This window comes from Klebsiella sp. BIGb0138, assembly GCF_004342285.1.
Classification (GTDB): Bacteria; Pseudomonadota; Gammaproteobacteria; order Enterobacterales; family Enterobacteriaceae; genus Klebsiella.
The window spans coordinates 1-18,134 of the sequence record NZ_SMCV01000016.1; the positions used below are offsets into that span (position 1 = coordinate 1).

At 55.5% G+C, this 18,134-nt stretch carries 22 protein-coding genes; all 22 read right to left on the reverse strand.

Annotation, left to right across the window (positions count from 1 at the left end):
• Window positions 1-338: putative phage tail protein (locus tag EDF73_RS25075; protein WP_132731678.1), on the reverse strand; the 338-nt coding region annotated here is incomplete at its 3' end.
• Window positions 323-1,396 (reverse strand): baseplate J/gp47 family protein, encoded by a 1,074-nt coding sequence (locus tag EDF73_RS25080; protein ID WP_132731679.1) that lies wholly within the window; start codon window positions 1,394-1,396, stop codon window positions 323-325. The genes EDF73_RS25080 and EDF73_RS25075, both read right to left, overlap by 16 nt.
• On the reverse strand, window positions 1,386-1,835 hold the full coding sequence (locus tag EDF73_RS25085) for a phage GP46 family protein (protein ID WP_132731680.1): 450 nt from the start codon (window positions 1,833-1,835) through the stop codon (window positions 1,386-1,388). Before EDF73_RS25085 ends, EDF73_RS25080 begins: the two co-directional genes overlap by 11 nt.
• Window positions 1,832-2,371, reverse strand: coding sequence for a phage baseplate assembly protein V (locus EDF73_RS25090; protein WP_132731681.1), 540 nt, complete (start codon window positions 2,369-2,371; stop codon window positions 1,832-1,834). Before EDF73_RS25090 ends, EDF73_RS25085 begins: the two co-directional genes overlap by 4 nt.
• Window positions 2,362-3,453 (reverse strand): phage baseplate assembly protein, encoded by a 1,092-nt coding sequence (locus EDF73_RS25095; RefSeq protein WP_132731682.1) that lies wholly within the window; start codon window positions 3,451-3,453, stop codon window positions 2,362-2,364. The genes EDF73_RS25090 and EDF73_RS25095 overlap by 10 nt, the downstream gene beginning before the upstream one ends.
• Window positions 3,446-4,708 carry a DNA circularization N-terminal domain-containing protein gene (locus tag EDF73_RS25100; RefSeq protein WP_243655261.1) on the reverse strand — a complete coding sequence of 421 codons (1,263 nt, stop codon included), beginning with the start codon at window positions 4,706-4,708 and terminating at the stop codon, window positions 3,446-3,448. The genes EDF73_RS25095 and EDF73_RS25100 overlap by 8 nt, the downstream gene beginning before the upstream one ends.
• Window positions 4,705-6,513: a phage tail tape measure protein gene (locus EDF73_RS25105; protein WP_132731683.1), complete on the reverse strand. Its 1,809-nt coding sequence runs from the start codon at window positions 6,511-6,513 to the stop codon at window positions 4,705-4,707. The genes EDF73_RS25100 and EDF73_RS25105 overlap by 4 nt, the downstream gene beginning before the upstream one ends.
• 98 nt (window positions 6,514-6,611) lie before the next feature.
• Window positions 6,612-6,995 carry a phage tail assembly protein gene (locus tag EDF73_RS25115; protein ID WP_132731684.1) on the reverse strand — a complete coding sequence of 128 codons (384 nt, stop codon included), beginning with the start codon at window positions 6,993-6,995 and terminating at the stop codon, window positions 6,612-6,614.
• A gap of 3 nt (window positions 6,996-6,998) precedes the next feature.
• Window positions 6,999-7,352, reverse strand: coding sequence for a phage tail tube protein (locus EDF73_RS25120; protein ID WP_040171831.1), 354 nt, complete (start codon window positions 7,350-7,352; stop codon window positions 6,999-7,001).
• Window positions 7,353-7,361: 9 nt separating this feature from the next.
• Complete coding sequence (locus tag EDF73_RS25125; protein ID WP_132731685.1) at window positions 7,362-8,840, reverse strand: phage tail sheath subtilisin-like domain-containing protein; 1,479 nt, start codon at window positions 8,838-8,840, stop codon at window positions 7,362-7,364.
• Window position 8,841: 1 nt separating this feature from the next.
• A complete protein-coding gene (locus tag EDF73_RS25130; protein ID WP_132731686.1) occupies window positions 8,842-9,030 on the reverse strand; it encodes a DUF2635 domain-containing protein in 189 nt (62 codons plus the stop codon).
• Entirely contained in the window at window positions 9,027-9,635 is a 609-nt protein-coding gene (locus tag EDF73_RS25135) for a hypothetical protein (RefSeq protein ID WP_132731687.1), read from the reverse strand. The genes EDF73_RS25130 and EDF73_RS25135 overlap by 4 nt, the downstream gene beginning before the upstream one ends.
• Entirely contained in the window at window positions 9,632-10,174 is a 543-nt protein-coding gene (locus EDF73_RS25140; protein WP_132731688.1) for a phage virion morphogenesis protein, read from the reverse strand. The genes EDF73_RS25135 and EDF73_RS25140 overlap by 4 nt, the downstream gene beginning before the upstream one ends.
• Window positions 10,174-10,614, reverse strand: coding sequence for a DUF1320 domain-containing protein (locus EDF73_RS25145; RefSeq protein WP_132731689.1), 441 nt, complete (start codon window positions 10,612-10,614; stop codon window positions 10,174-10,176). Before EDF73_RS25145 ends, EDF73_RS25140 begins: the two co-directional genes overlap by 1 nt.
• Entirely contained in the window at window positions 10,615-11,130 is a 516-nt protein-coding gene (locus tag EDF73_RS25150) for a hypothetical protein (protein WP_132731690.1), read from the reverse strand. It abuts the gene before it with no gap.
• Between the two features lie 73 nt (window positions 11,131-11,203).
• On the reverse strand, window positions 11,204-12,115 hold the full coding sequence (locus tag EDF73_RS25155) for a Mu-like prophage major head subunit gpT family protein (RefSeq protein ID WP_132731691.1): 912 nt from the start codon (window positions 12,113-12,115) through the stop codon (window positions 11,204-11,206).
• A gap of 2 nt (window positions 12,116-12,117) precedes the next feature.
• Window positions 12,118-13,086, reverse strand: coding sequence for a phage protease (locus EDF73_RS25160; protein WP_132731692.1), 969 nt, complete (start codon window positions 13,084-13,086; stop codon window positions 12,118-12,120).
• A gap of 210 nt (window positions 13,087-13,296) precedes the next feature.
• Window positions 13,297-14,136, reverse strand: coding sequence for a phage minor head protein (locus EDF73_RS25165; protein ID WP_132731693.1), 840 nt, complete (start codon window positions 14,134-14,136; stop codon window positions 13,297-13,299).
• Window positions 14,129-15,700 carry a DUF935 domain-containing protein gene (locus tag EDF73_RS25170; RefSeq protein WP_132731694.1) on the reverse strand — a complete coding sequence of 524 codons (1,572 nt, stop codon included), beginning with the start codon at window positions 15,698-15,700 and terminating at the stop codon, window positions 14,129-14,131. The genes EDF73_RS25165 and EDF73_RS25170 overlap by 8 nt, the downstream gene beginning before the upstream one ends.
• Entirely contained in the window at window positions 15,700-17,286 is a 1,587-nt protein-coding gene (locus tag EDF73_RS25175; protein ID WP_132731695.1) for a terminase family protein, read from the reverse strand. Before EDF73_RS25175 ends, EDF73_RS25170 begins: the two co-directional genes overlap by 1 nt.
• A complete protein-coding gene (locus EDF73_RS25180; RefSeq protein WP_132731696.1) occupies window positions 17,286-17,864 on the reverse strand; it encodes a DUF3486 family protein in 579 nt (192 codons plus the stop codon). Before EDF73_RS25180 ends, EDF73_RS25175 begins: the two co-directional genes overlap by 1 nt.
• Window positions 17,861-18,133 carry a hypothetical protein gene (locus EDF73_RS25185; RefSeq protein ID WP_132731697.1) on the reverse strand — a complete coding sequence of 91 codons (273 nt, stop codon included), beginning with the start codon at window positions 18,131-18,133 and terminating at the stop codon, window positions 17,861-17,863. Before EDF73_RS25185 ends, EDF73_RS25180 begins: the two co-directional genes overlap by 4 nt.
• Between the last annotated feature and the right edge of the window lies 1 nt (window position 18,134).

The following is an 18,134-nucleotide window of genomic DNA, read 5'->3' on the forward strand; positions in this document are numbered from 1 at the left end:
CCCAGCGCAGCGGCTACGCCCTCAATCTGCCACGGAGCCAGACCGCCTTTGCGGTGATATTTCTCGACGACAGCTGCCCGGCGAACCAGAAAATCCTCACTCGGGATATTGCACTCCGGGAGCCCCAGATAGGTTTCCCATTCAGGCAACAACTGGATGGTCGTCTCCGGGCGCATCTCCTGCAGCAGCAAATCGGCGTTCACTTCAAGCCGGTTTAAACGTGGGCTGATGGCCTTTATAAGCGCTGTTAAATCCGCGTTTTCATCACGTGGCCATGCGCGGCCACGCGGCATATTTTGCTGCAGGGCATCCTGCCATTCCGTTACGCTGTGAGCCATGTGATATCCCCGATAGTGATGAGTTCGTTATTTTCACTGGTGATATCGGCGCTGATGTCCAGCGTGTAGTCGGTGACGCCTGTCGCTGTACCAATCGCCGTGCGCAGGCTTGACAGCAATAAGGTCGAGTTCGGTGACAGCGTCTGCTGTAACGCTATCAGGTTGGCTTCAGCAGCTTTCCGCGTTTCTGCAGTGTCAGGAACGAGATGGATCGAGGGGTTAACAGGCTTAAGCGTCAGCGTGATGATCCAGACCTCAATCCCGCCCGGTTTTCCGACAAAGTTACCTGTGGCTGGGTCCTGATGGCGGAACAGATATTCATTCATCTGTTCCCGGTCGCTCGCGGTTGGCGTGATATCGGGGCGGCTGTCATAGACCCATGCCAGCCCTACCGTGCTACCGCCGTGCCATGCGTCCCACGCCCATGCGCGTGAAACGCCTGGCATTTCTCGCGCCCAGATAACGTAATCATGAACTGCACCACCCACAGGCGGGTTACGCTTACGAAACAGCAAACGGTCAAGTAGCTCGTGAATAGGCTCGATATCCGTCCCGCCGGTTATGCCGCTGGCCGCTACCATTCCGACGCTTTCAACGCCCGGAATCGGTGACACAAGTGTCAGCTCACTCCCTGCATCGAGGTTGCCCGATGCGCCGACATCGTCAGCTTGTACAGTGACGGTCTGGATACTATTCACTGGCGCACCGGCTTTAATTACGTGATAACCCGCATCGTTACTGAACTGCATTTCCGTGTTCAGTGGGATTGGTCGGGAACCTTTAAAGGTCACAAGCCCGGTTGCATAGGTTGCCGCCTTACGAATAACACCTTCAGTATTAGCGGTATCAATGATGGTCTGATCGTCAGATTTCACTGAAGGGACAATCTGATCGGCAATCCATGACTGGTAATCGTAAACATCACGCACAGCGCTACTGAACGACGTATTTAATGCACGTTCAATCCCCATTGGTGGGAGCTTTTCATCAAGACCGATTTCAATATCTTGCTCACCGGTTTTAATTAACTGGCGCAACGTAGGTACATTAAATGGCATTCTCGACCGCCTCCCAGCGTTTTTTAATTTCTACGGTGAGTTGGGTTTTATCTGGCCGGGTCAGAATGATATTTAAAGCCAGCCAGCTCATTCGCGGAATAGTGGCAGTTACCTTTGCATTTCTGGCGTATCCATAACGCAATAAAGGCTGCATCGCCAACTGGGCGTAGTTCTCTGCCTTCATGCGGATTTCTTCGGTCAGTTTTTCACGGTCAATGAGCCAGAGTTTCGAACCCCACTCAAAATCGCTGAAGGAATTTCCGGGCCAGCCGCGACGGTCATCAGTACCATCGGGTATTTCATCACTGATATCGGCCCGCGCATCAGTGAAAAGGCAGATGTACACCAAAGAAACAAGGCCCTCGTCAAACGAAAGGCCATTGTGGTTAATCTCTATATCGCCGCCAGCGGGCAGGTGCCATTTTATTCTGATGGTCATAAGGGTTTAGTCGTATCTTCACCGTCGCCATCCTTATGAATATGGTCAAGGAAACTTTTTCCCTTAACCTGAATATCTTCACTAAAAGAAGTGGGGCCGGTGATATTTATCTGTTTACCGATAATGCCGACTTCTTCCGTACCAACGAGATTTACCTTTTTCCCTGTTATTTCAATCTCGCCATTCTTCTTAAGGCGAATAAAATGACCTTCCTGATGATATATACAAACATCCCCGGATTCACCATTTCGTGGGCGTGATGATTTATCCTCGACGGCAATGGCCACCAGTCCACCGCGCCGCCCACCTACGGCCACGACAATGGCCTCCGAACCGACTGGCGGGACGCTGGAAAAGCCGTAGTTCTGGAACCGCTCGACATCGTCATCGGTCTCGTCAGCGAGTGACTGTACCTGCAGATTTTGTCGCCCGAGGCTGTCCGTGACGATACGCACGACCGCGCGATCCACCATCAGGCGCAGACGACGCCCGAGAGAAGCGATAGAACGTGAAATATTCGCGTCTTTCAGTCCCATGTTGCCCCCACAGTGGTTTTCGATTTCGCTTTTTTGCTTTTCCCTTTCGCCTTCTGTGCGGGCATATCCAGTGATTCAGGCGGTACCAGTGAGAGTACCGTGATACGACCGCTGTCACCTTCCATGAACGAGACCGCTTTAATCAGCCAGGTAACATTCAGTTGCTGGATAGGGTCCACAATCGGGACCAGTAAATTTGGTTGCCATAGCGGACCAGTGGTGCCGTTCTCACGCCATCCCGCAACAGTGATTTCAGTGGTGGTGGCTTCGCCCATCATCCGGGTCTTGTACCATTCGCCACGGGCGCTGGCACCGCCGACCGTCAGGCTTTCTTCATTCACCAGAATCTTTGGACGATATCGGGTTATCTCCGGGTCGCTGACAACCGCCTGACGCCCGCCGACCATCTTCACCGGCTGGTCATCCCATGTTGACCCGCCTGCGCTGGCGGAACCCTTGATGATGTACTGGCTCGCACGTTCGCGCCAGCTGAAGCGACCACGGGCGGCCAGAATGTTATCGCCGAGGATGAGGGATACACTGGCTCGCTTACTTGAGGCGCGAGTGATAATTAGCCGTCCGAACGCATCGGACGTCACAAGAACGCCGCGCTGCTTGGCCAGACGGTCAAGGAGTTCAAAACCTGTTTCACCCTGTTCCAGAGTGATGCTGCCGAAAGCCTCACCGGTATCGGTCTCGTTGATAACCTCGATGCCGTAGGGCTTGCAGATAGTGGCGGCGAGCTGCTCCAGCTTCTGACCCTTCCACTGGCCAGACTTATCGACCACAGAGCTGTCCACCAGATCGCCGGTCTTGTCACGCCCCATCACACGCAGGGATACATTCTCCGCGTCATAACTGGGAATAAAGTCATCGATATAGCCGGTCATGACCCGATCCTTACTGATGGAAACTGTGCAGGACTGACCCGGTTTGATTGCCCGTGGCGCAGCTGCTGACCAGCGAGCGGTAATGGTCAGATCAAATTCACCGGCAACGGACTCCAGTGACCGGTTGATGGTCATGTCTGTCCATCCGGCCCAGACCTGACCCGATACGTTCAGGGATACTTCTTCAGTCATTGCCGATGATCTCAATTGTCTGTGAAGGGGTAATAAACGACGGGTAACGCAGGCGGTTACGTTTCACCAGTTCATCACGGTTTTCTGCATTGTCTGTCTCCCGGTAGGCCAGAAGCATCACAGGCACCGTCTGTATCGACGTGACACGGCGCATTTCAGGGAGTTGTACGCTACGGATGCGCACATCATTGACCACGGCAAAACGCAGCTCACGCAGGGAGCGCCACAGGTCACGCTGACCACTTTCGACGGCATCAACGGCCATTTCACCAAGTTGTTCCGCCAGTTGATCGCCTGTCGTTTGTGCATCCTGACTGGTTTCAAAGGTCGCAGTAGCCACAGTCTCAGCCTGCGCAACCAGCGTGGAGACGATCACCAGCCGCCTGAAGTCCTCGATATTAGTCTGCATGGCTTCGGTCGCTTCCGGCGTCGAGACGGGCATCACGCTGCTGGCAAAGCCGGTGGAAGCATTCACGCTGACGTTATCAGCCAGCGATTTCGTTGCGGCCTGTGCGGCGCGGTCACCTTCCCACTGGTCACGCAACTGTTCGTAAACACGCAGGGCAAACGGTGGCTCCGATACCAGGTCCTTCATATCGCTAATGAGGTCAACAACATCACGGATGATTTCCCCCGGCGCAGCTGCAGCAATACCGGTCAGGTCCTTAAACCGGTTGAGCCGGTCCATCCAGTCATTCAACGCATCGGGGAGTGTCGGCAGGTTGCTGATGAGGTTCTGCATATCATCGAGCAGGGTGTCAACCATGCTGCCTACGCCATCCAGTGCCTCGAAGTAATCGCCATTCTCCAGCGCGTCTTTCACCGTATCAGCGGCACTTAATGCGGTGGCGCTGGTATCTTCAGTGGCTGACGGGAACAGTTGTTCGCCTGCCTCGAATACCTCAAAAGAGATGTACGCCACGCCGCCTTCCTCAGTTGAAAGGCGATGAGTAACCCGGCCAGCCTGCACTTTCTGAACGCCGAACCACGGATGGACCAGCTCACCGGGTCCGGGAGTATTCAGCGCGGCCAGAAGACGGTTCATCTGTTCGATGTAGTCATCCCCCAGCAACACAGCGTTAATCTGCTCCTGCGTTAACACTGCGCCGTGGTCCTCAGTCCAGCCAACCTCTTTTTTGGGGTAAGCATGGGGAATGGCGCGACGTCCGCCAGTGCCTTCGACGTCACGGAAAAAGAACGGAACGCCCCGGAACGAAGCATCACGCAGGTCTTCCCATTTAGTGGTGGCCATCATTCCTGCTCCATGTTGCTGACGCCTGACTGGGCGCTCATCGTGATGCCCGGCGTGTTGACTTTGACGCTGGTCACTTGTACCCGGTCATCTTTAACAGAGACCTCGATACGACCTTTTAGCTCGGCGGCCTGCTGGAACGGATAGCCCGGCTGGTTTTGCGGCTGCAGCGAGGCCCACGGTGACGGATCCTGATATCCCGCTGGGGAGGTGGTCGGAGAAGTCAGCCAGTCTTTTACCTTTGTCCAAACAGATGGGGCTTTAGCGCGGTCTTGTGCCCATTTGACCATGCTAGCCTTGTCATCATCAGTCAAAGGGGGAGGCTCTGACAGAAAAGGGATTGTGGCGGCTAATGGACCAACCATCCATGATGACCCTAGAGCTGAGTAGGCGCGTCCAGAACCGCCGCGTCCGGGCTTTCTCCCACCTCCGGGACCACCAATATCTGGCCCCCCCATGCCTCCATTACCCATATTAACGACGTAGACGGGCATCACTCCTGAGCCAAACACGTCAGAAACACCTTTAGGGATACCTTTGGATTTGCCACCGCCGAACAGCTCCCACGCGCCTTTACCAATTTGAAACGCCTTGCGGGCGGCGATAACGCCCCCGACTGCGATGGCAATATTCTTGCCGGTCTCCAGCCAGTTCTGGACGGTTTTCTGGTCTACCGAGTTGATGGCGTCGGCCAGCTCCTGCACGGGCTCCGCAAGATTGCTGTTCGCAAATTTTTTCCAGGTGTTAGTCAGAGATGACATGGCCGAGGTGAAGTCTTTAGCAGCATAAGCGGCATCGTTCATAATGCCCTGGCCGTCAGCTACAACGCCGTTATAACGTTTAAGGTTCTCCGCGCCTTTACCGGACGTCACGCTACTCAGCAACAGGATACTGTCCTGATTGAAACCGGCACCCAGTAAGCGGGCGTTCTGTGTCTCTGCACCTTTGTTACCGGATTTTTTGGCAATCTCCTGCATCAGCGTAGGAAGGGATCGCATCGTCCCGTCTTTATCAAAAACATTGATACCGTTCTGGCGCAGCGTTTTGACAACTTTTGGGATTTGCAAATCTCGAATAAGGTTTTCAACTGCAGTTGAGGCTGTCGTCGTATCGCCGGTAGCATCGACGGCGCTCTCCAGCGCAACGCCGACGTCTTTCACGCCTCTGACGCCCGTTCCTCCGGCTGCGGCATACATTGAGAATGCTTTTACGCCGCGTTCGGCGATATCCTTCAGCTCAAATGCGCCTTCTTTACCGAGCTGATTCAGGGTATCCATTGCCTGCAGCGTCTGCTTTTCGTCGGTCAGGTTGAACTTTGTAAACTGAGAAAAGAGGCCACCAATGCTTTCACCTTCGGACCCCGAAGCCGCCAGCGAAGCGGCCATGATGTTACGGTTCTTAAAGCCGAAATCGATATCACCGGTGACGGTCCCGACTTTCTCAATGGCACTGACCACTTCGCTGTCGTCCACACGGAATTTGATCGCGGCATCCTGCATACCGCTGAACATCTCAGACATCTCTTTTTTGGTCTTCTCCGCAGCCAGCCCCATTCGGGTGATGCGGCGGTCTGTCGCGGCAAAGTCTCTCAACATAGCGCTGCCGGCAAAGCCGGCAATCAGGGTTGTGTAGCGGTTACCCAATGCATCAAGACCACGACCTGCCGCCGCCGTGGTGGCTTTAACCACGTTCATTGCCCGCTCATTACGGCGGGCAAATTCAGACATGTTGGCTCCATACTGGCGGGCCTTTGCGGTCAGGTTACCTGCCAGATTGATGAGTATTTCAGTGGTGAGGCGGTTTGACATTTTGCTTCCTCAACTGCTCTGTCAGGCGCAGCAGCTGCCGTATAGGCAACTGCTGCAGGTAGGGCAAATCAAAACGTTGGGACAAATTGACGAGAAGGTTACTGAACGCCGTCGCCAGCGGCGTCAGTTCGCCCCCGGTTTGCTGTCTCCGCGAGTAAGTCGTCCATCGCGCTGGCTTTGCTGGACAAGAGTTCAAGGTCTTCCGGGTGAAAGCTGTAAAGCTGTTTAAGCGACAACGGGCCGGGGATATCACCAACGCTTAAGATCTGTTTACGCAACAGCGCCAATCCCATCAGCACTTCGGAGCAATAGGCAACCGCCTTACCGTTGTCACCAATCACCACACGTTCTGCTTCAAGTTGCGCGTCGATAACGTCTTTCGAATTCAGCTCCCGGAAGGTGACGACGGAATGATGTGCTTCATCTTCGGTGCCTTTGCCGGTGATAAAGCCATGTTTCAGGGTTACGGTTAACTCAGCCATGATTTACACCTTCACCAGTTTGACGCCGATAAAGTTGGCACTGATGGTGCCTGCGTCTTCATCCAGCGTCGCCGGATTGTCGGTGGCCGCGCCAGTCATCATGTAGGTCAGGCCGTTGTCACCCTCAAACATCACCGTCACGTTTTCCCAGTTACTGATTTCGATGACGTCCATATCCTGTGCTGCCGCGATGGTCATCTGGATCGAGGGACCGGCCATCTTGCGGGAGTTACCCCAGACCTTGCCACCGCCCATATGCTGGGTTCGGGCATAGCCTCCCGGATTGAGGGTGGACTTACCCTCAGTTTTGATTTCGCGACCGTTGATACGAATGGCCGCCATACCCAGAATGCTCATAAACGCTCCTTAAAGTTTGAACTGGATGAGACCGGCCATCACACGCAGCTGATTGACCAGATTGGGATGACAGATAAAGTTCAGGCGATTTTTGTCAGCACCATCGAGATACACATCAAGCGTGTCCTTGTAGTCTTCAAAATCTTCCACAAGGCCTGCCGGTATCAGCTCGCTCAGGGCAATATCCAGCAGTTCGCCGCGTGCAATTTTCGGTGTCATTACCGGTTGACCCGGATCAAGCAGGTCAAGCACATCGTCCCCTGCCAGCTTGTGGCGTGGATAGCGGTTGCTGAAGCGGTTTTTAATGACGTAGCGGATACGTCCCAGCGTCGCCGGTGACTGCACATCGAGGTAAGACGTGTCTGGGTCGCCGAACTGGTTAACGCGGTACATGGTGATTTCACGCTCGATGCAGACATTTCCGCCAGCATCAACGTAATGGGTAGCGATACCATCCTTCAGCAGCAGGTTACGCTCGGGCATATCCCAGCGAATATCTTTGGCCGGGGCCAGAATCCCGGTCAGCACCAGCGTCTGCAGCGGACGTGCCGGATCATTCGCCAGATAATAGGACGCAATACCGCCATAGGATGCCGCCCACAGCCAGTACGGTTGCGGCGCAAGATTGGTCCCGATACAGGAGATGAGCCAGTCATTACGGGTTTCGCCAAAGGTGCCCGATTCAGCATGGGTTCCACGGAACGCGGTCCACAGCTGCGCCTCAATCATCTTGAGTGGCCCCCAGCGCTCCAGCAGTTCATCACGAATGGTGTTGAGGCTCTGCGTATCGTTGTACGGGAACACAATATCGGTGTACCAGTCATCGCCCAGCGCCGCCACGACAGCGGAAATATCCGGAGTGCCGGTGCCACCCGTAAAGCCGGTAATGGTGACCTTTACACCTGCCGGTGACTGCTCTCCGGGGTAGTAGTTGAGGCGGGCGTCCATCCCGTTACCCGTGGTTCCTGGCCAGTTCGCGGTCAGTGTGACCACACTGGTTGATGCTGCTTTCGGCGCGGCGGTCACCTGCGTCGCCGGTAGTTTATTCACGGCGGCAATAATGGCCGTGGCGATGGTGTCGGCAGTATCGTCGGCGGCAACGCCGACCTGTACTGAAACACCATTGACCAGCAGGGCCAGTGTCCCCGCATCGGTAGCAGGTCCGGTGATGGCCAGCTCAGCTTTTGCGGCGTTACCTGCAGCAATATCTGCCATTCCCATCGCCCACAGCTCGGTGTAGCTGTTGCCTTTGCGGAGGGTTTTCACCATCTCCGCCAGCATGGAACCTTTGCCATACAATTGTTCAGCTGTACCGTCACTGGTGATGCGGTTCGACGTCAGCGCTGCCGCTGTACCGGTCGCGTTTTGCTGACCGATCACAATGATTTTGCGAGACTGGGCCGGGGCGCTGTCCAGCGCCTGAGAGTTATCGATATCAATGATGACCAGCGGGACACGGAAATCATCAGGAATATTGCCTAGTGACATATCACTTCTCCTTTACGGCTGGGGTCTTTGCGGTTTCAACCGGGATGGTGGAAATGACCACGTCACCTTCAGCTTCCCTACGGTGCCACCACGAACTCATAGGGAGGTTCTCCCCGGCAGGTGAGAGGTGCTCCCCCGACGCTTTACGTACCTTCAGCCCCTCGCGGGCTGGCTTAATATGTTTTTTCATTGGTTTGCATCTCTTACGTTAATCGTGCCTTCAATGGACGTTTCACCGTCATTTACCTGCAGTGTTGCCCCCAGTCGCAGGAAGTCAGGGAGCGAAGCAAGGTCCACCTCATCATCCAGCCGGAATTCCTGTTCCCACGTTACCGCCCACATGGTCAGACCCAGCTCGTTAAGCCCACCGGAATAGATATTGTCAGCGCTGACGGAAGTGGCCAGACGCTCGGCTTTCATACCGTTGGGCGCACCGCGCTGAACAATGCGGCGAACCAGCTTCCCGACCAGCACCTCACAGCGGGTATCACGTGAGTACCCCCATGCATCGGTGGCCATGATGTAAGCCGCCCATGTGACATCGCCAGTCGTTCCGCCTGCCTGATAGCGAATGTTACGAACGCGAAGCGCCGCCAGACGGATACAACCATCGCGATCTGACAGATAGGTTTTTACCTCGGCAGGGGTACTGAACTGGCCAATATGGCGTTCGATCACACTGACGCTGTCGGGCTTATCGCCCAGTAAATCCGGCTTCAGCCATGCCACAATGTTCTCAGCAGCGGTGACCGTTGAGCCAATGGTCTGCAGCGGCGGACGTTCCTGATTACTCACGGGAGTACCTCTTTCCAGAAATCACCGATGACGTGCATCAGCTCTTCACTGTTTGCGTTGGACAGCCCGAGATACTCGCGCTGCGGGATATTCATCTGGCGCGTATGAGCGCCGACGGTTTGCCATACAGGATGCTTCAGCGCCCGGCCAAACGCCTGATGAATGAGACGCTGATGGGTACTGACTGACACGCTGCCGTCAAAGCCGTCCTGGTGAACGGCGCTGTAACTGAGCGGCGACCCCACACGAACGTGGCCGCGCTCGACGATGTACTGGATGCTGTCGAGCAGATCGCCGTTCCCCTGCAGCAGGCTCTGATTCCCGTGTCGGGTCTGGCGATAAGACTCTGACCATTCCTGCCAGCGCTCGCCCGCTGGAGAGGTTTTCTCATCGCTGATGCGGCGGCGGGTCTGCGACTCAACGATGGCCCCGATGCTTTCCAGCAGTTCCTGCTGCAGCGAACTGTCAAAGAGTTTCTCGATGGCCAGACGCATCTGCTGCAGTTTCTGCACGCCAGACACCTCGACTGAAATACCCATCACAGGACCCCTTTCAGGTTGTTGCGGGTAAACAGTCGTTTGTTGTCAGAGACGACAATCATCCTGCCGTTATCGGTCTCCGGGGCGGGGGTATCAGTCGGGAGGCCGAGGTCGCGGGTACCGTTCGCTATCTCTTTCAATGTCAGGATGGCGCTGTCATAGCGTTTCTGAATCAGGTCGGTGATCTGATTGTCACGCTCTGACAGCCAGTAAAGGGCAATAGATGTCGCTACCCGGTGAAGTGGACGTGGGACGGTCGTGATATTCAGTGGGAGCTGGTAGCGTTTCGCCAGAAACGAGTTAATCTCCGCGTCGGCATCCTCGATAGCCGTGAGGATTTTTGACTCATCCAACTGGTTAGTCGCTTTATCAATGGCCATATTCCAGACCAGTGACCCGTCAGTTGCCAGCAGGTCATCACGGGTAACGTAAAGGCCCATTTACTCTTCCTCCACCACCGGCTGCAGTACCGTGACTTTCAGGTTAGGCTCGGCTTTTAGGCGCGCGGCGGTTTCGTGGCTGACGAAACACTCCACGACCACATCACCGTCCAGCGCGTTCGCCTCGTTATCGCCTTCCGGATCATCGCTGACAAAAACATGGACCGGCTGGCGTGGCCAGAATCGACCACAGCGCCAGAAACCACGCTCAGCAATGGCGCGAACCTCCAGCACCTGAACATCATCAGTATTGGGCAACGCCTTAACGCTTATATTGAGCCCCGATGATTCCGCATCTGAAGACAGACCTTCTGGCATCAGCGAAGCATCAACTATGCCGGGTTTTACACTGACGGGGGACGTACCCACCGCAACGTAATGCCCTGGCAATGTGACTGACAGTTCAGGTCCCGGCGCGTGAGGTGCATCAACCGGTGCCACTTCCGGCGCTGGAACCTTGCCAGCGCGACCTTTAGTGCTTTGCTTACCCGTTGTTTTTTCTTTCGTTCCACTCACTGTTCCATCCTCGTTGAAGGTGGGTTACAGCAGGCTTAAAGCCCGCTGTAACGGTTTAAACGCAGACCGGTGATTACGGTGCCGGAGCGGCAGGTGTGGTGATGAATGGGCTGTTAAGGATTTCCACATCCTTGTAATAAATGTTGGAATCCCCACCATCGACCAACATCGCATCGATAATACGTTTTGCCGCAGCGCGGTTTTTACGTCCAACAACCAGCGTGGTTGGATTGATACCCAGCGGTTCGCCAGAATCACGCTTCATGCCCTGAAGAACCTCCACAGCCTTCTCGTAGTTGGCCACTGTGAGAGGTGCTCGGGAACCGCAGGCAGTCTGCCAGAAGCCAAATCCGACGGCGCAGCGACCATCAACACCAAACAGGAACTCGTTGTTTTTGAAAGTGTGCTCACTATCAAGATCGTCCAGTGCATGAAAATCGAACGGTCGGCGGTTTTGATAGAGGATCGGCTTAAGTACCTGTGACTCATCAATCAGGAACCACGGTTCGCCGGTCTCAGTACCATCACCCACGATGTTGCTGTAAGTGCCGCCCGCCATTGGGTGGTCGGTATCAAAGAAGTTCTGACCATCAAAGCACAGGGTGGTGAACCCGGCGACCAGCAACGGGAAGCTCAGTTTGTCCGGGAACTCAGAGACCTGTCGTCCGAAAGCTTTTGCCGTAATGCTGTACTGGCCAAGTTGATCGTCTTCGATATTTTCCCGTTTAACCCGGATGGAGTTTTCCCACGTCTTGTTCGGAATGGTGTAACCCTGCTGGGAAAGCAGCGCCAGTTGGCGGTCGCCAATCCACTCCTTTATCTCGGGCAGATCGGACAACCAGCCATACGTATTGGATGCGGCACTGCTCGGGACTTCAGTTGCAATGCGCAGGTATTGCGGGGTAATGCCCGCGAGCCCCTGAGTAAATGCAGCGCTCAGCGACGTGGAGAGCGCGTGCAGGATTTCTGCTGACGGTTGCGGCATTCTTATTGCTCCTGTTTCGGTTTAGCGGCCAGAAACTCTTCTTTGGTGACGCCCATGCTGCGGCACATCGCCAGTTCGGTTTCGGTCAGTTCGGTCTGGCCCTTGTTCTCTTTCCCTTTGGTCGGGTCTGCGTTGACCAGTACCGGGGCGGTTTTCATGAAGTCGGTAAACTGCTGACGGCCTTCTTCAGTACGGCACAGGGCCAGATACATATCGCGGTTCGCCGGGGCAACCTTTCCGGCAGTCACGGCACCATCAACCAGCTCGGTGGCGTTTTTGTCATCCAGTGCCTTAAGGCGGCTTTCTGCCGTCTCCGCCCGGTTCAGCGCCAGCTGATGAGTCTCCACCGGAATAAACTTCGTCAGGTCCGGGTTTTGTGCGCGGTTCAGCGCGACCGATTCGCTGTTCTTGATGGTCTGGATAGCTGACACGGCATCATCAATTGACGCAGTCGCAGTCAGTCCCAGCACCGTGGCAATCTGCACAGGTACAGTCATGGTGTTCTCCGAGTTAAGCGCGGGTAAATACAGGTTGGGTTTGTTGGTCAGGCCGACGCTGGACAGCAGCGTCACCTGACCTGTTGCGAGATAACGGAAAGCCGGGCTGTAATAGAGGTACTTCTTACCCCTGACCAGAGCCTCGCCGTCTGGTGTCCACTCCACATGTGCATCAATGCTGCCGTCAGCATTAACGCGCATGGAATCTATCCATGCGTAGGCCGGGGCTTCTTCGCCTTTCGGGCCAAGCAGCTCGGTAGAGTGTTCGATATCAATCGGTAATTTGGGATGACTGAATGAAGCGGCACTAACTGCTGCTGGGTTGTCGTTAATCCATGTCCGGCCATCCCGGCCAGTAAATGTGCCCGCCGGTATCATCGGCAACCATTCCGGCAACGGTGTGCTGGCATCCGTCAGGTCAGGAAGCTCAAAGCACAGGGCCAGAAATTCGAGTTGTGTTACAGGCTTTGGCATGGTGCTGTCCGTCGTAAAGGTAACTGACGGACAGTATGAGGAAGGCATAAAAAAAGCCGGATTTACCGGCTTCACTGTAAACGCAGCGGGAAACCCCGTTCAAACAGCGTTTAAAACCGCTGTGACGCGTTTAAGAAATTTTCAGAGAATCATCGTATCACAAATGTCGTTATTGTCCTCCTGAGCGTTTCAGACGGTTCTTTGGTTGGTTCACTGGCTACTGTCAAACAAGTCCTGCTTCACCTTCAGTTGACGTTCCAGTTCGGCCTGACGCCCGGTTCCCGGATTGTAATCCCAGCCGGGGTCAATCCCCTCAGGCACCATCTCTTCTTCACCGGTACGCTTATTGACCCACTTACGCCGTTTGATCGCCGGAGCCTCGGTGCGCACCGGTACGGTCTGGCGAACCACATGGCCGGTCGGTTGGCCACTGGCGTCGAGCTGCTGCACGTTACGGTTGACGCCATTCACTTTCAGCTGTTCATACTCATATTTGCTGACCTGGCGGAGTAGACATTTGCAGCCCCATCCGTTAGGGCAGAAATGAGTCAACCAGAACGGATCATCAACCGGCAAACAGAGGTCCGCCCACTTGAGGTGCTCGGCGCGATGCTCACGGGAAGGACCCAGTGTATAGAGAAGATAAGGCATTGCTCTTTTCGTTCGCTGAATACGTTCCCACTGACCCGCGCTGCGGGCCGTTCTCATGTTGGTATCGTAGATAGTACGCAGACGCCTGTCGCTGCCGAGCTGCACCAGTCTGGTTTCACTGGTGAGTGGGTCATCCATTAACTGCTGTCCCCACCATCCGCGCTTCACCAGTAAGGGCCTGATGACCTCGCGGAACTCAGCGAAAGACTGACCGCTGGCCATCGCGTCTTCGACCAGCGCCTTGACGTCGGAAAGCAGATCGAGCTGCGTCATTTTCGCCACGGTGAAACCGATGCTGTGCTCCTGCTTCCAGACATCCCGATAGTCAAAGCCCGGCGTCAGCTTTTTAGACTTCAGCCAGGACAGCGCCTCTTTTGGAATAATCGTTGTTTCAGCCATCGTGACTATCTCCCAGTACCCGCGCTTTAAAACTCAGCATCGCCAACTGCTGCACAAATTCGGCAGGCTCCAGCGTTTTCTGCAGGTCAGGCAGCCGCGCCAGAAACTCTTCATAGCTTGTCACTTCCTGCGCCAGCTGCAGCACCGGACTGGTGAACGCATCGCCGGTTTGTTCCCAGTCCTTCAGGGCATCATTGACCATCAGGTCAATCTCATCCTCCTGCGAACGGTTGAGCGCGATACGCTCGCGGTTCAGTGCCGGTGCCGGAGTGAACGCAGAAAAGCTGTTCGACGGCGCGAGAATGTTGGCGTCTTTTTCTGGTTCAGCCAGACCGAACTTGTCCCGGATTTCAGACTCCTGCACACGCAGCCCCCGGTCAATTAACGGAATCAGCGCATCAACAAACGATTTAAGGTCTTCCGGCTCGCTGATGGGTAGCTTAACCAGTGGATACCGTTCCTGCGGTCCGTAGTTGAACTGGATATAGGGACGGACCAGAAACTCATTGAGGGTGTTCTCCAGCTGTCGCGCATCCCATTTGGCGATATCCATACGGACCTTGTCATGCACATCAGCCTGCGCACGTGAGCTGCCATCATCCGTGGTCATCGTCTGGCCCAATACGGCCTTGCTGGTCTGGGCGTCACACCATTCCGCCATCTCCTTAAACAGTGCGCCACCGCCGTTGCGGCTGGCGGTTTCCTGCATTTCCAGTTGCATACTTTGCGGAATGGCGCAGCCTGCATCCGATGCAATGGAGGCGATAGCATCGACAAGCGTCTGGATCTGCTCAGTGGTGGCATTATTGCCGTACTTGCCAACGACGATCGGAATGCCGAACTTTTCCGCGAACGCCCACCAGTCACGCACGGTGAATGACTTCAACATGTACATCACGGCCACCAGACGAGCCAGACCATTACGCAGCGGTAAACCTGACTTCAGCCGGGGATAGTGCATCACATATTTCCCCGGCGTCAGGGGAATACCGTCTACCGGTTGCTCGTCGGTCAGCAGACGAAACTCTCGCAGCGTGTCGCTGTCGGGTTTCAGGAACCGCGGATCAACCCACTCATAATCGCGGGGTATCCAGCCATCACGGGTACTCCACAGGATTTCGCAGACCCCCACGCCTTTACCAAGGCCATCGAGCAGGTCAAATAACAGCTCAGGGATTTGCGGTTGTTCCATCAGGTTACGCACAGCATCAGCCAGCAATACATCATGCTCATCGTCACTTGCTGCCTCGACGCTGGGGAGGATACCTGCCACGGTGAGCTTGCGGGTACGCAGTACGCTGGCATAGTGCAGGTCCCGCTCTTCCATCTCTTCAGCAAGGATGAAGTAGTCCCGCGCGTTCCCTTCGGTCACATTACGCAGGACCCCGGCCAGTCTCGCCGGGGATAAGGTACTCGCCACGCTGATACCGGCAGAAGGGGATCTGACGCTGGCACGTTTTGCCCGTGCTTCGGCCTGAGCCATCTCGGATTCATTAACGGTGACGGTTTCATCGGTTGCCGGGTTAAGCAGGCTTCTGATCGCGCCGGTGAGTTTCTTCAGCATCAAAGCAGTCCTCGTTGATTCTTAAGGCCACGGGTGATGCGCAACTGCCGTTTACCGTCGCGGTTGCGCTGCTGTTGTGGGGTGTTGAGGCGATGCAACTCATAACGCTGACAGTCCTCTTTACTGGCCAGAAACGCCAGGAAGATGGCATAAGCGCTGTCGCCGTGTCGCTTGTGGCCATCGCTGCCGGTGTTTTCCCGGTCATCAATTCCCGGCACCCCTCGGAGGATCACAATCTGGCCAAGGTCGCTGATCACATCTTCATGCTGCGGTAGGACCAGCTCATCGTCTTCGAACGCTGACTTAAAGCGGGGCATGTTCTCGCGATAGTGCGCAACGGATGGCATTACCACCTCAACTTCATCGCCATACTTTTCCGCCGCCTGTTCCGCCAGATAGTTACCGTTGCCCCGGCCATCCAGTTTGATACCGTCGCGACGCGGGAGCTGGTCGCAGATAAAGAACAATGCCTGTTCCTGCTGTTTGTAAGGCACGTTCGCCAGTTCGACCAGAAACGGTACTGTACGGCTGGTGTCATCATTGACTGTCATCGGAGCGAACACGGTCAGGTGACCAGATCGCGCGAAGTCCTCACCGAGGCAGTGGCGGAGATTTTGCGGGAGCGTATTCAGCTCAGGCTGGACAATCTTCTCCAGCCACTCCTGCATTTCCCGTGCGCGTATTCCTTCGGGGGTGGCGTTGAATTCGGTCGTGCCGGTGAAGCGCAGAACGGGACCGGAACCACGCGCTGCCCGTTCGCGAATGGAACGGGCCAGATAGGTCCCGCCGCCGTTCTTCGGCTCGCAATAGTATTCCTCACGGGCGTCTTCTTCGGTCGCCGTATCACTGAGCAGGTTCGCCAGCCATTCATCCTCAGCATCAGGTGTCCACGGTTTTTTCGTGACCTGACAGATTCGACGATACAACCCCTCATTGATAGCCAGCTCGATATCAATGCGGTGAACGGAATAGCGTTTTTTTCCTGCCCGGCTGTCGGTAATGATGGTGTTGAACAGGTTCTCAATACCGTTATGCGTGGAGATCAAACGAACCTTTGAACCCCACATGGTCAGCGCCAGTGCGGCTTTTAGTACGGCTGCGAGGTCTTTCTGGAAAGCAGCCTCATCGATGATGACATTCCCCTGCATCCCGCGCAGGTTCGAGGGGTTAGAAGAGAGTGCTTTGATTTTGAAACCGCTGGCGAAGTTGATGACGTAAACCAGAATGTCCTTGTCTTCGTCTTCCAGTACCTCTTCGCCTATATCGGACGCGGCCCAGTCGTAAGCCTTCGCCCACATGGCGCAGGCGTCGATAAATTCACGCGCCATATCTTTGGTGGTGCCGACATAGAAAGTGTCACATCCACCGGCGCTGACTGACATTGAGCCGTTAAGTGCCGCCTCTGCCGCCTCTGCCCATGTCAGCCCTGTACGACGTGATTTTTCGGCAATCTTGAGCTGGGCCGGGTCGGCTATCCAGCGACGTTGGTAAGGAAGCAACACCTGATCCGCGTCGAACTCACCGGCAAGGATGGCGGACGCCGACTGGCTGCGCAGTAACTCCTGTTCCCGCGAGACCGTGACCATTACGCAATCCCCAGAATCTGGCGGCGAATATCAGCAGCCGTATCAGCAGACAGCCCGGCCTGTTTGGTAATTTTCTCCGCCTGCGCGGCGGCTTCTTCGGCGAATGCCTGGCGGATCTCTTTCTCACGATTGTGGCTGGCCATCGCGGCAGCTTCCAGACGCTGCGCGACCAGCGCCAGTTGGCCAAGGGCTTTCGGTTCGACAGTCTTCTCGCTTTCAGCCATCGACATGGAGGTTTCAAAGGCCAGCGTCTTCACGAACTCCATCAACAGTTTGCCGACGTCAGAGGTCGGGGCGGAGCCCAGCTTCGCCGCCCAAATCTCGGCCATCTCGCGGGAGGCGCGAATTTTTGCGCCGACCGTCTCCATGCGGCTGGCGTAACGGTTCAGACCGGTTCGGCTGAGTTTCATCTCTTCCGGCAGGTTGTGACCGTCGATGAGTTCGTTGATGGCTTCGCGGATCTCTTCCTGTGTATGGCGTTTTTCACGCAGCATCTGGTGCAACTGCTCGCGTACGCTATCCGGTAAGAGGTCGATTTTTGACGCACGGCCACGGGTCGGACGTTGTTCAGCTGTCACGCTCGCTCCTTAGCTATCCGGTCAGCAAAATTTTTACGGGTGGCCACAATGTCTTTCTGCAGCAGCTGCCAGACACGGCGGATCTCAGGCTCAGAATTCAGAAACATATTGAGGTAGCTGTCGGGCGCATCCCGGTTATAGGGCTTGCCGGTCTTCTCTTCGACAAACTTTGCCATAAGGTTCGCCTCGATATCAGCGCAGACGAACGCAGCGGCCAGTTGCCTGATGGTGCGCCGCGCGGCGGCGGGTAACGTTTTTTGTTTTGCCATC